The sequence below is a fragment of the Blautia sp. ZXY-1-C6 genome (genome assembly GCF_056339875.1).
Genome location: NZ_JBWJVQ010000156.1, coordinates 19,011 through 31,337 on the forward strand (window position 1 = coordinate 19,011; position 12,327 = coordinate 31,337).

Below are 12,327 nucleotides of genomic sequence, written 5' to 3' on the forward strand. Positions count from 1 at the left end.
CAACAGGAAACAGGAATATAATATTTCTGTTAAGCAATATTTATCCGAAAGTAATAACTTAAATGGAGATAAAAAATGGATTACAGAAAATTCGGCGAATGCTATTACATAAGAATGGATCGTAATGACGAGATCATCAGTACAATCCTCGAAATATGCAAAAAAGAAAACATCAGATCAGCCACTTTTTCAGGGATCGGAGGATGTAAGGATGCAGAAATCCAGACCTTTATCCCAGAGACAGGCAGCTTCGAAGAACAGCGCATTTCCGGAATGCTTGAGTTGGTATCTTTAAACGGTAACGTGGTCACAGGTGAAAATAATACTTGTTACCATCATACCCATGCAGTATTTTCTTATAAAGATGGTGAACGACATTGCATGGCAGCAGGTCATATGAAATCAATTACTGTACTGTATACTGCAGAAATCGAACTTCATCCGGTAACAGGCGGAACTATCCGCCGCAAATATGATCCTGAAACAGGGACTGGATTCTGGGATTTTAATTAAATCAAGTAAGTCCCATGTTTCAATTGCTAAAAGCAATAAGCAGTGGGCAGATGTATGTAAAGAAACAGAAAACTGATCGTTGACGGTATGATATGGAAAATGGAGGACAGAAGAATGAGTATTGTAATCAGAGAATATCAGACAGAAGACTTAACAGCTGCTATTACAATATGGAATCAGGTAGTAGAGGATGGTGTAGCATTTCCGCAGGAAGAGAACCTGACAGAAGAAACAGGAGATGCTTTTTTCAAAGAACAGACCTATACAGGAATCGCAGTAAACACTGACAATAATGAAATTGTCGGTCTTTATATCCTGCACCCGAACAATGTAGGAAGATGCGGACATATCTGTAATGCCAGCTATGCAGTAAGAAGAGATTTCCGTGGTGAACACATTGGCGAGAAACTGGTTCTTGACTGCCTTGCACAGGCGAAGGAAAATGGCTTTCGTGTTATGCAGTTCAATGCAGTGGTTGCAAATAACACCCATGCATTACATTTATATGAAAGAATCGGTTTTAACAGACTTGGCGTAATTCCCCAGGGATTCAGAATGCCGGATGGACATTATGAAGATATTATTCCGCATTATTATGTGCTGTAGAACATAAAAGATTTTACTGCACCGGAACTTTTATAGTTACGGTAAATTAAAATATCTGTCAGGAAAGCAGGTGTGTGAAATGGGTGTGTATTTAAATCCCGGCAATGATAAATTTTATAAAGCAATCAATTCTGAGATTTATGTGGACAAAACAGAACTGATACAATATACCAATCGTGTTTTTAACACCATGCAGCAAAATGTCTGTGTAAGCAGACCAAGACGTTTCGGAAAATCTATGACTGCAAATATGCTGGCTGCATATTACAGCAGAGGATGTCAGTCTGAAAAATTATTTGACGGACTTAAGATAAAAGAAGATTCATCTTTTTCAAAATATCTGAACAAATACAATGTTTTCTTTATAAATATGCAGGAATTCCTAAGCCGCAGTAAGACAGTAGAGAAAATGGTCCTGCGATTAAATCGGATTCTGATGCGTGACCTGAAACAGGAATATCCTGATGTGGACTATTTTGATGAAGAAGATCTTGCTGAAAGTATGCAGGATGTATATCAGCAGACAGGATGTCCGTTTGTGATTATTATAGATGAGTGGGATTGTATTTTCAGAGAATACAAGTCAGATAAAGAAGCACAGGAGCAGTATCTTGATTTTCTGCGGGATTTTCTTAAGGATAAATCTTATATTCATCTTGCTTATATGACAGGAATCCTGCCGGTAAAGAAATATGGAACACATTCTGCCCTGAATATGTTTGATGAATTTTCTATGATTTATGCAGGACCTCTGGCGAAGTTTGTGGGTTTTACAGAGACAGAAGTCAGAGAATTATGTGAGAAATATCATATGGATATGAGGGAAATCAGAGAATGGTATGACGGGTACAGGTTTGAAAACTGTGAGCCGGTTTATAATCCAAGGTCTGTGGTAAACGGCATGCTTTTTGGTTCTATCAGAAACTACTGGAATATGACAGAATCTTTTGAAGCACTGCAGACTTATATAGATATGAATTTTGAGGGGTTAAAGGATGATATTCTCAGTATGCTGGCAGGAGAGCATATTCCTGTTAATACCGGAAATTTTACAAATGATATGACGACATTCCGGGATGAGAATGATGTTTTGACCTTATTGATCCATCTGGGATATCTGGCATATGATTCTACAGAACATTGTGTGTATATTCCTAATAATGAAATCCGGAATGAGTATGCAAATGCTGTTTCTGTATCAGACTGGGGTGAAGTGTCAAAAGCTTTAAAAAATTCGGCAGATGTCCTGAATGCAATCTGGAATCAGAATGAGCAGATGGTTGCACAGGGAATCCAAAGAGCACACTTTGAGACCTCGCATCTTCAGTATAATGATGAAAATGCATTAAGTTATACTATTTCACTGGCTCTGTATGCGGCTAGAAACTATTATAGCGTATATCGTGAACTGCCAACAGGAAAGGGATTTGCGGATATGGTCTTTATTCCGAGAAAAAAATTTCCTGATAAACCTGCTCTGGTAGTGGAATTAAAATGGGATAAAAGTGCCAAAGGAGCTATTTCTCAGATTAAACAGAAGCAATATTGTAAAAGTCTGGAGGAATATGCAGGAAATATTCTTTTGGCAGGGATTAATTATTCGAAGAAGGATAAAGAGCATCAGTGCATGATTGAGAAGATAGTGAAATAACAACGCTATATATGATTTATTGTTACTGTTCACAGCAACACGCTTTGCGATGCAGGAAATATGAACCTCCTTGTGCAATGCCCAAGGAGTATCATTTGCTTCGCAAACTTAATTTATGCTAATCGCATAAATTCGCGCGGTATGTCTCGGGATTTTGGCATATTCATGCCAAAACACCTCGCGGGACAGTGGTGTGTGAACAGTAACGACTTATTACAAATGTAAACCCAAAATTGAAGAACGGGTTGACAATCTTCTCTGCTTATGATATAAAAAAGAAGGTCAAAATCAATCATTAACAGGGAAAGAGGAGAGTCTTATTATGAGTCAGTCATATGCAAAAAGCCCTGCTGCAGAGAGAAAATTTACAACCAGAGAAATGGTACTGGTTGGTATGTTTGCAGCAGTTCTTGCAGTAATATCACAGATTTCACTGCCAATGCCTACCGGTGTACCGATCACCATTCAGGTATTTGGTGTAGCACTTGTAGGCGCAGTACTTGGTTCCAGGCTTGGAACTACAGCAACACTGGTTTACGTTCTGTTAGGAGCCATCGGTCTTCCGATCTTTGCTAACTTCTCAGGCGGAATCAGCAGCATTGTGGGAGTTACCGGAGGATACATCTGGGCATGGCCAATCATGACCTGGCTCTGCGGAATCCGTCCGAAAACAGAGAACAAGACAAAGAATCTTGCAATCTCAATCGTATTCGCACTGATCGGACTTCTGATCGTTGAGACAATCGGTGGTCTGCAGTGGCACTTTGTAGGAGGCTCCATGAGCATCCCGGCAATCGCAGTATACTCCTTAACAGCATTTATTCCAAAGGATATTGTGATCACAGTTCTTGCAGTACTGATCGCAATTCCCATCAGAAAAGGAATCAACAATGCAGGAAACCGCTGATAAAAGTAACAGGTTAAAGAATAGCCTGCCGGAAGACAATCTGGTAAAGCAGGAAAACATAAAGATTCACGGAATCGGACTTGATAAAGCAGGACGGTGTACACACTATCACACACAGCTTGACATAGCTGCATTGCTTTGTGCGAAATGCAGGAAATATTACGCATGCTATTCTTGCCACGATGAACTGGAAGACCATTCATTTGTTGCAACAACACCGGAAGAAGTTTATCCTGTTTTATGCGGAAACTGTGGCAGGAAACTTACACTTCAGGAATACAAAAAAGGCAGCTGCCCTTACTGCCACGCAGGATTTAATCCAAAATGCAGTTTACATGAGAATATTTATTTCTGTTGCACTATGTAACGTGTTTTGAAAAACATTTCCGCAATCTGCACGCCCCACTTTGCAGTATATTTTGCAGAAAGCTTTTTCAAACACACTCTAATGTAGAGAATACAAAATAACAAAAAATTTTGTATTCTCTTTTTATTTGTAAAAAAATCTGATATACTGATTAGAGTTAGAGCAGACTAACTAAATCAAACAAATAACAAGAACCTATTTCTTTTATTTGCATACAAATAAAAACAGGAGGAATAAATTGATGGATATAAATGTATTTTATGGAATTTTGATTCCTTTTCTTGGAACTTCTGCAGGAGCTGCCTGCGTATTTTTCATGAAGAAGAATCTGAATGAACAGATTCAAAGGGCACTTACCGGCTTTGCTGCAGGAGTTATGGTTGCAGCTTCCATATGGAGTCTGCTGATCCCGGCAATTGAACAGTCTTCCGGACTGGGGAAGCTTTCATTTGTACCGGCAGCAGTGGGATTTTGGATAGGGGTGCTTTTTTTGCTCTTGCTGGATCACATGATCCCGCATCTTCACCAGAACAGTGACAAGGCAGAAGGTCCGAAGAGCAAACTTCAGAGAACTACCATGCTGGTTCTTGCAGTAACTTTGCATAACATTCCGGAGGGAATGGCAGTAGGAGTCGTATATGCAGGCTATTTAACAGGTCACGCCCAGATCACTATAATGGGAGCCATGGCTCTTTCTATCGGGATTGCCATTCAAAACTTTCCCGAGGGAGCCATTATTTCTATGCCCCTGCGTTCTGAGGGAATGGGAAAAACCAAAGCCTTTGCAGGAGGAGTCCTGTCCGGAATCGTAGAACCTATCGGTGCAGTCCTCACAATCCTGGCTGCCGGCCTCATTGTCCCGGCACTTCCATATCTTTTAAGCTTCGCTGCCGGAGCTATGCTTTATGTAGTGGTAGAAGAGCTCATACCTGAAATGTCTGCCGGAGAACACTCCAACATCGGAACTATTTTCTTTGCGGTAGGATTCTCTCTGATGATGATTCTGGATGTAGCTCTTGGATAAACAGATAATAATACACTATAAATACTCGTTACTATAGCAATCCCTGCCAGAGATTTTTGGGGATTGTTATCTGCAGGGAACAGGAATATAATATTTCTGTTAAGCAATATTTATTCAAAAGCAATAACTTAAATGGAGATAAAAAATGGACTACAGAAAATTCGGCGAATGCTATTACATAAGAATGGATCGTGATGACGAGATCATCAGTACAATCCTCGAAATATGCAAAAAAGAAAACGTCAGATCAGCCACTTTTTCCGGGATCGGAGGATGTAAGGATGCAAAAATTCAGACCTTTATCCCAGAGACAGGCAGCTTCGAAGAACAGCGTATTTCCGGAATGCTTGAGTTGGTATCTTTAAACGGCAACGTGGTCACAGGTGAAAATAATATCTGTTACCATCATACTCATGCAGCATTCTCTTATAAAGATGGTGAACGACATTGCATGGCAGCAGGTCATATGAAATCAATTACTGTACTGTATACTGCAGAAATCGAACTTCGTCCGGTAACAGGCGGAACTATCCACCGCAAATACGATCCTGAAACAGGGACTGGATTCTGGGATTTTAACTAAACCTTAGAAAACGATTTGTTTTGATTGAGCAAGGAAGTTTTGTGCAAACCTTCAAACTGATGTAAGATAAGATTACTCAGTTTGGAGGTTTTATTTTTATCAGGTATCAGAGGTAAATGGATGGGTAGAAGATAAAATGCAAAAGGAACAGTTCATTGAGAGTGTACAGAATTTAACACAAGTTCTGTATACTTTTTTTTATAAGAAATGAAACTTTTTGTTCCCTGGCAGGATATATAAGAATGTAAAGGTTAAAAGCTTTTAATTTTTGAAAGTATTAAAAAGAAAGTTGGGTTGATATGACAGATGAAGCAGAGCTTTTGCAGCGTCTCAGGAATAGAGAAAAAAATTCAATAGATGAAGCAATCCAAATTTATACACCGTATTTGAGTACTGTTTTGTATCATATGGCCGGCAATTCACTGCCGAAAGAGGATATTGAAGAAATTGTGGCAGATGTGTTTATTGTACTCTGGAAGAATGCCGGGAGGATAGATTTACAGAAAGGTACATTACGGTCATATCTTGCTGCCGTTGCCCGGAATTTTGCTCTGAAACGGATAAACAGAAAAACGGATCATACATTTCTTGAGGATATTGAACTGTCAGATGGCAAAAATTTCATTGAAGAGAATTTTCATAACAATTATGTATGGGAAACAGTTATGAGCCTTGGCGAACCTGACAGCGAGATTTTTGTAAGACGGTATAAATTTGATGAAAAAATCAAGGACATTTCAAAAGCAATGGGACTTAATATTTCTACAGTTAAGACCAGACTTTCAAGAGGAAAAAGAAAACTCAGAAAAATGTTATCGAATGCGGAGGAAAGATTATGAGAAGAAAAAATTTGCTTAAAGAATTGGGAATACAAAAACAGGCAGATACTTCCTGCAATGCTCTTGATATTGATACAGAGAATATCAGACAGAGAGTTTATGCAAAACTTGACTTCGCAGATACAGAAAGGAAGCAAACGACTATGAGATCAAAAAAGAAAATATTACCTTTGTTGATAGCTGCAACACTTACAATTGGAGCTACTGCTGTGGCGGCAACAGGAAAGATTTCAATGTGGACAGGTTCATCTGCATCACGTGCTGATTATACATCTCTTCCAACGGCAGAACAGGTTACAAAGGATATTGGGTATAGACCGGTACTGATTGATACCTTTGAGAACGGGTACTGCTTCAAGGATGGCAATATTGTAAAAAACAGTTTTAAGGACGACAATGCAAATGTAATTGAGAAGTTTAAATCTGTGTCCTTTGATTATCAGAAGAATGGAGATGTTGTATCGTTTGAACAGCAGAAGTTCAATTCAAAGCTTACACCGGCAGGTGATATTATTGCCACTATAAATGGAACAAATCTGTATTATGTACATTATATAAATAAAGTAGTATCGGATGATTACGAATTGACAGAACAGGATAAAAAAGACCAGGCCAGTGGAAAAGTTGTATTCAGTTACGATGGCAGCGCTTCTCAGATTGAAGTCAGTCAGGTTCAAAGCGTTAACTGGAATAAAGATGGCATCCAGTATGATTTGCTGCAAATAGATGGAAAATTATCTGCCGGTGAACTTGCAGATATGGCGAGAGAGGTTATTAATAACAGAAGATAAAGAAAAAAGATGGTGAATTCAGTCCGGTTCACCATCTTTTTGTAACTGTTGTGGAAATACCTGTGAAGGGGTGGCAGCAGCCAAATGGCGGGGTTCTGATCTGTACAGATATAAAATACCGCCAAAGAAACCAAAGATCAATCCTGTATACCCGCCACTGCAAAGGACAACAGTTACCTTTGTAACGAAGGACATACCGCCGATCATGCAGATCAAAAATCCTGCCAGAAGACCGATCGTTGTCCAGCCCATAAGTGAAACAGCCAGAAAAGCTGCGGAAGCATGTGAGTTTTTTACCTGTTTATTAATAGAATTCCATAATGTCTGATACATAATGATTCCTCTTTTCTCTTTCAATTCTTTGATTACTATTATAGAAACAGTTTGTAAAATACACATGCTCGCTAATGAAAAATCTCTGTAAAATTTTCTTTCTCTGTTATATGCAGAGGACGGAGAAAGTACAAGACAGAAAAACAATTACGTATATTATACAAATGAATGCATTTGAAAATGGTTTTATAGCAATCCTCTAAAATAATGCATCTTAATCCAGCCCATCAGAGTGTGAAATCCTGCGTCGGATATCTTTGCCGTGCGTCAGCACGCCTGCAGATATCTTCTTTGTCTTTCGCACTCTGCTGAACTGTCTTAAATGCATTATTTACGAGGATTGCTATAGGTAACAGATAACGATATAAAATGACCGTATGCGTGCGAAGCGGATTGCGAATATCTGCTTGATAATCATACATATTGCATAAAAACACCTATCTATAATTGTAAAATATATATAAATTATCTCTTGATATTTTATAAAAAAAAGAGTAAAACTTTAAATAAATAAAAAAGAGAAATGCATAGAACAGGACAGGTCACAGAAGGAACCGGATTACAGAGAGTCGCAGGCAGGTGAGATGCGGCAGATGGTAGTTTGTGATATCACCCGGGAGCATCCCGCTGAAATCTATAGTAAGCCGGGACGTGGTCTTCACGTTACAGGAGAAGCTGTTTGGCTTAGACAGTGTTAAGAGATTGTATCTGGTGACAGGTATAATAATACAAAGTGGTACCACGGAATGTTCCGCCTTTGTTATCCAATTGGAAATTGGATAACAGGGGCGTTTTTTTATATATAAATATAAAAGAAAGAAGAGGGAAGACATTATGAGTGGAATAGTAATGATGATAATAGCTATCGTAGTGCTTGGTGGAGCATATCTTCTGTATGGCCGTTATCTTCAGAATAAATGGGGCATTGACCCAAAAGCAAAAACACCGGCATATGAGATGGAGGATGGAGTGGATTATGTACCGGCTGATACCAATGTGGTATTTGGTCATCAGTTTGCATCTATAGCAGGTGCAGGTCCTATCAACGGACCGATCCAGGCAGCAATTTTCGGCTGGCTTCCGGTTATGCTCTGGATCCTGATCGGTGGTGTATTTTTCGGAGCAGTTCAGGATTTTGCATCTATGTATGCCTCTGTAAAGAACAAAGGCCGTACAATCGGATATATCATTGAAGCCTATATTGGAAAACTGGGAAAGAAATTATTCCTTTTATTCTGCTGGCTGTTCTGTATTCTGGTTGTTGCAGCATTTGCAGATGTTGTGGCAGGAACCTTTAACGGATTTGTGACAGATAACGCAGGAACCGTTACCAAGGTAGCAGCAAACGGAGCAGTTGCAACAACTTCCATGTTATTTATCATCGAGGCAGTGGGACTGGGATTTTTCCTTAAATATTCCAAGTTTAATAAATGGATCAATACTGCAGTGGCTATTTTATTATTGGTGCTCGCAATTGCGCTGGGACTTAAATTCCCGGTATATGTAGGTCTTGGAACCTGGCATATTATTATCTTTGCATATATTCTGGTAGCCAGTGTTGCCCCTGTATGGGCGCTGCTCCAGCCCCGTGATTATCTGAACAGTTATCTGCTGATCTTCATGATCGTTGGTGCGGTTATCGGTGTATTTGCAGCCAATCCATCCTGTAATCTTAAGGCTTTTACAAGCTTTAATGTGGACGGACAGTATATGTTCCCTATTCTTTTCGTGACAATTGCCTGCGGTGCAGTTTCAGGCTTCCATTCACTGGTATCCTCCGGCACTGCGTCAAAACAGATCAAAAATGAAAAGAACATGCTTCCGGTTTCCTTTGGTGCAATGCTTATGGAAAGTATGCTGGCAATTATTGCACTGATCGCTGTTGCATCCTTTGCAGATGGTGAGGCAGCAGCACAGGGACTTACCACTCAGCCGCAGATATTTGCAGGTGCTATTGCAAACTTCCTTTCTGTAATCGGTTTGCCACATTCACTTGTATTTACACTGATCAATCTGGCTGTATCAGCTTTTGCGCTGACATCTCTTTGACTCAGTAGCCAGAGTAGGACGTCTGTCATTCCAGGAATTTTTCCTTGATTCTGATACAGACGAGGAAAATATGAGCCCGTTCTTAAAAAGTAGTAACCAATAAATATTTTGCGACGATCATTACACTGGTACTTGCCTATCTGCTTACAAAGGTAGGATATGCAGAAATCTGGCCGCTGTTTGGTTCTGCCAATCAGCTGTTATCTGTACTTGCCCTTGTAGCCTGCGCAGTATTTCTTAAGAAAACAAAACGCCAGGGCTGCATGCTCTGGATTCCTATGGTATTTATGATGGCAGTTACCTTTACTGCACTGGGTATGACCATCAGTAAGCTTACAAAAGCATTATTTACCACAGGCCTGGACCTTGGAAATACCTTACAGCTTATCTTCGCAGTGTTACTGCTGATCCTTGGTGTGCTGGTAGCAATCCAGGGAGTGAAGAAGCTTTTTGAAAAAAATGATGAAAAACAGACTGCATAATTTATGAAATAAAACTGTTGATATTCTTACATCAAAATAAAAACCTGAAAAAAGACACTTTGGGAAAGTTTTCCGAAGTGTCTTTTTTAATACTCAGCCAATCAATTTCTCATTCACATACTCAAATCCGAGGCGTTTCACAGTATCTGCAAATCGTTCTCCTGCGATTCCTTCATTTTTGAAGAGAAGGATTGCTTTTTCTATGACTGCCATTACTTCTTCTTCCTCTGTGAAAATTCTGGTAAGAGCCTGACCGTGTGAGATTCGCTTACCCCAGCGGCCTCCGATATAGATCTTATAACCATTCTGATATTCCGGTACTGCGCCGAAAGGACATTTTCCCTTGCAGCGTCCGCAATGGATACATTCTTCAGGATCAATGTAAAGTTTACCGTCAACTAATTTCGGAACGTGTACAGGACAGCTTTTTTCAATCTGACATTTCTTACATCCCCGGCATTTCTCTGCATCCGGTTTTGGGATTCTCTGGCCGATAATTCCCATATCATTCAGATTAGGTTTTACACAGTTATTTGGACATCCGCCAACTGCGATCTTGAATTTGTGTGGGAGTACCACATCGTGATAGCCTACATAAAAACGCTCATGGATTTTCTTGCTGAGTGCAAAGGTATCAATCAGACCATACTGGCAGGTTGTTCCCTTGCATGAGACAACAGGACGCACTTTAGCTCCGGTTCCGCCTGTCATCAGGCCGTGTTCTCCAAGGAAGGCGATTGTTTTCTCAATATTATCATAAGGAACTCCCTGGATTTCCATACTCAGGCGGGTTGTCATAGTGATCTGACCATTTCCGAACTTGTCTGCTGCATCTGCAATGGCACGGTGTTCATCTGTGGTAATATGTCCATTTCCTGTGATGACCCGAATATTAAAGATGTCATCATATCGTTTGTCCTGAAGGCATCCAAGACCTTTTACCCGCTTGATTTCCTCGGGACTCAGTTTTTTGTTGGCGGATGTTGTTATTTTTTCCTCATTCATGTTTAAGTATCTCCTTTATGTAGCTGTTGCTTTTCTCTGATATATACGGTGTTTCTTTTGTTGATTATAGGCTTCATGAATGATAAAATCAATTTATGAGTTTTTATTATACGATAAGTAACATTTATGGAATAATGCAACTGTGAAACTGAAAAACAGAAACCTTTATAAAAAAGCCTTCAGGGCAGAATTTTTTCTTATTGCACAGAAAAAACTATCTGATATCAATAGAGTGGAAGAGTTCAAGGAGAATATTATGTTAGATCACAGAACAGAAACCTTTATGGCTGTATGCAGTGTTATGAATTACAGGGAGGCGGCAGAGCTGTTACATATTACCCAGCCGGCAGTCACCCAGCATATCCAGTTTCTGGAGAAAGAATACGGCTGCCGCCTTTTTCTTTATGAAAACAGAAAACTGATCAAGACCCCTGCTGCACAGATGCTGGAGGATTACTTGCGTTCCGTTCAGCAGCGTGAAAATTTTCTCAGGGAAAAGATAAAAAACAATGGTCTCCGGGAACTGCGCATCGGTGCAACCAAGACCATTGGTGACTATGTGATCACAGACAGGATTCACGATTTCTTAAATCAGCCGGATACAGCACTGACTCTGATCGTGGATAACACAAAGCATCTTTTGCATTTATTGGAACAGAATACTCTGGACTATGCCATCATAGAAGGATTCTTTGACAAAAACAGATTTGGAAGCCAGTTATATCGCCGGGAACCTTTTGTGGGAATCTGTCCGAAGGATCATCCCTTTGCAGGCCGTGAAGTATCTGTAGAGGAGATTCTGAAAGAAACTCTGATTCATCGCGAAAACGGCTCTGGAACTCTGGCTATCTTGGAGGAAAAGCTTTTGGAGCATAATGAATCCCTGGAGCGTTTTCACCGGCATATATGTATTTCCAGCTTTAAGATGATCATCGACCTGATCAAGTCCGGGTATGGAATTTCATTTGTATATGAAGTACTTGCCAAAAGTGACCCGGATCTTGGGATTTTTACATTAAAGGGTGAGCCCATAGTCAGAGAATTTAATGTTATTTATCTGAAGCATGCGGATGTGAGGGAGAAGATGGAATGGTTTTTATGACCGCTTGCGTCTGTACTCGTTGGGAGTCATTCAAAATTGTTTCTTAAAAGCAGTTGGAAGATTAGAATACTGCCG

General features: G+C 39.9%; 13 protein-coding genes, 1 pseudogene and 1 other annotated feature. Of the genes and pseudogenes, 11 read left to right on the forward strand and 3 right to left on the reverse strand.

The features are described from left to right. Positions 1-75 precede the first annotated feature (75 nt). The 5 genes from AC075J_RS06735 (at position 76) to AC075J_RS06755 (ending at position 4,044) form a co-directional block, all read left to right on the forward strand. Positions 76-513 carry a PPC domain-containing DNA-binding protein gene (locus AC075J_RS06735; protein ID WP_022379989.1) on the forward strand — a complete coding sequence of 146 codons (438 nt, stop codon included), beginning with the start codon at positions 76-78 and terminating at the stop codon, positions 511-513. A 114-nt stretch (positions 514-627) separates the two neighbouring features. Beyond that, positions 628-1,119 carry an N-acetyltransferase family protein gene (locus tag AC075J_RS06740; RefSeq protein WP_476390170.1) on the forward strand — a complete coding sequence of 164 codons (492 nt, stop codon included), beginning with the start codon at positions 628-630 and terminating at the stop codon, positions 1,117-1,119. 79 nt (positions 1,120-1,198) lie between these two features. Beyond that, positions 1,199-2,770: an AAA family ATPase gene (locus tag AC075J_RS06745; RefSeq protein ID WP_062808086.1), complete on the forward strand. Its 1,572-nt coding sequence runs from the start codon at positions 1,199-1,201 to the stop codon at positions 2,768-2,770. 322 nt (positions 2,771-3,092) lie between these two features. Next, positions 3,093-3,677, forward strand: coding sequence for a biotin transporter BioY (locus AC075J_RS06750; protein ID WP_055058206.1), 585 nt, complete (start codon positions 3,093-3,095; stop codon positions 3,675-3,677). Beyond that, positions 3,661-4,044, forward strand: coding sequence for a CHY zinc finger protein (locus AC075J_RS06755; RefSeq protein ID WP_081018833.1), 384 nt, complete (start codon positions 3,661-3,663; stop codon positions 4,042-4,044). The genes AC075J_RS06750 and AC075J_RS06755 overlap by 17 nt, the downstream gene beginning before the upstream one ends. Here AC075J_RS06755 and AC075J_RS06760 read toward each other — a convergent pair. Continuing rightward, entirely contained in the window at positions 4,023-4,121 is a 99-nt protein-coding gene (locus tag AC075J_RS06760; RefSeq protein ID WP_368208493.1) for a DUF6783 domain-containing protein, read from the reverse strand. The genes AC075J_RS06755 and AC075J_RS06760 overlap by 22 nt on opposite strands. Positions 4,122-4,285: 164 nt before the next feature. On the opposite strand from AC075J_RS06760, the gene AC075J_RS06765 reads away from it, so the two are divergent. From AC075J_RS06765 to AC075J_RS06780, 4 genes are all read left to right on the forward strand, one after another. Beyond that, positions 4,286-5,068: a ZIP family metal transporter gene (locus tag AC075J_RS06765; protein WP_055058205.1), complete on the forward strand. Its 783-nt coding sequence runs from the start codon at positions 4,286-4,288 to the stop codon at positions 5,066-5,068. Between the two features lie 145 nt (positions 5,069-5,213). After that, complete coding sequence (locus AC075J_RS06770; RefSeq protein WP_055199807.1) at positions 5,214-5,651, forward strand: PPC domain-containing DNA-binding protein; 438 nt, start codon at positions 5,214-5,216, stop codon at positions 5,649-5,651. Positions 5,652-5,950: 299 nt separating this feature from the next. Further along, positions 5,951-6,490, forward strand: a complete 540-nt coding sequence (locus AC075J_RS06775; RefSeq protein ID WP_055199806.1) for an RNA polymerase sigma factor — start codon at positions 5,951-5,953, stop codon at positions 6,488-6,490. After that, positions 6,487-7,281, forward strand: coding sequence for a hypothetical protein (locus AC075J_RS06780; protein WP_022381082.1), 795 nt, complete (start codon positions 6,487-6,489; stop codon positions 7,279-7,281). Before AC075J_RS06775 ends, AC075J_RS06780 begins: the two co-directional genes overlap by 4 nt. An 18-nt stretch (positions 7,282-7,299) precedes the next feature. Here AC075J_RS06780 and AC075J_RS06785 read toward each other — a convergent pair whose 3' ends face one another. Next, a complete protein-coding gene (locus tag AC075J_RS06785) occupies positions 7,300-7,614 on the reverse strand; it encodes a hypothetical protein (RefSeq protein ID WP_476390171.1) in 315 nt (104 codons plus the stop codon). Between the two features lie 519 nt (positions 7,615-8,133). Continuing rightward, positions 8,134-8,376 (forward strand) — a binding site (T-box leader). 72 nt (positions 8,377-8,448) lie between these two features. Between AC075J_RS06785 and AC075J_RS06790 the strand changes: the two are divergent. Next, positions 8,449-10,145, forward strand: a pseudogene (locus AC075J_RS06790) (carbon starvation CstA family protein). 93 nt (positions 10,146-10,238) lie between these two features. Here the strand turns inward: AC075J_RS06790 and AC075J_RS06795 are convergent. Beyond that, positions 10,239-11,150: a 4Fe-4S dicluster domain-containing protein gene (locus AC075J_RS06795; protein ID WP_118616781.1), complete on the reverse strand. Its 912-nt coding sequence runs from the start codon at positions 11,148-11,150 to the stop codon at positions 10,239-10,241. A 256-nt stretch (positions 11,151-11,406) separates the two neighbouring features. Here AC075J_RS06795 and AC075J_RS06800 point away from each other — a divergent pair, with 256 nt between their 5' ends. Then, the gene (locus AC075J_RS06800; RefSeq protein ID WP_020993634.1) at positions 11,407-12,252 is read left to right on the forward strand and encodes a LysR family transcriptional regulator; all 846 of its coding nucleotides are present in this window, start codon (positions 11,407-11,409) and stop codon (positions 12,250-12,252) included. Positions 12,253-12,327 lie beyond the last annotated feature (75 nt).

Coding starts and splice junctions, on each gene's coding strand:
- AC075J_RS06750 (WP_055058206.1), top strand. CDS start 3,093: ATGAGTCAGTCATATGCAAAAAGCCCTGCTGCAGAGAGAAAATTTACA.
- AC075J_RS06795 (WP_118616781.1), bottom strand. CDS start 11,150: ATGAATGAGGAAAAAATAACAACATCCGCCAACAAAAAACTGAGTCCC.
- AC075J_RS06735 (WP_022379989.1), top strand. CDS start 76: ATGGATTACAGAAAATTCGGCGAATGCTATTACATAAGAATGGATCGT.
- AC075J_RS06800 (WP_020993634.1), top strand. CDS start 11,407: ATGTTAGATCACAGAACAGAAACCTTTATGGCTGTATGCAGTGTTATG.
- AC075J_RS06755 (WP_081018833.1), top strand. CDS start 3,661: ATGCAGGAAACCGCTGATAAAAGTAACAGGTTAAAGAATAGCCTGCCG.
- AC075J_RS06765 (WP_055058205.1), top strand. CDS start 4,286: ATGGATATAAATGTATTTTATGGAATTTTGATTCCTTTTCTTGGAACT.
- AC075J_RS06740 (WP_476390170.1), top strand. CDS start 628: ATGAGTATTGTAATCAGAGAATATCAGACAGAAGACTTAACAGCTGCT.
- AC075J_RS06780 (WP_022381082.1), top strand. CDS start 6,487: ATGAGAAGAAAAAATTTGCTTAAAGAATTGGGAATACAAAAACAGGCA.
- AC075J_RS06770 (WP_055199807.1), top strand. CDS start 5,214: ATGGACTACAGAAAATTCGGCGAATGCTATTACATAAGAATGGATCGT.
- AC075J_RS06785 (WP_476390171.1), bottom strand. CDS start 7,614: ATGTATCAGACATTATGGAATTCTATTAATAAACAGGTAAAAAACTCA.
- AC075J_RS06745 (WP_062808086.1), top strand. CDS start 1,199: ATGGGTGTGTATTTAAATCCCGGCAATGATAAATTTTATAAAGCAATC.
- AC075J_RS06775 (WP_055199806.1), top strand. CDS start 5,951: ATGACAGATGAAGCAGAGCTTTTGCAGCGTCTCAGGAATAGAGAAAAA.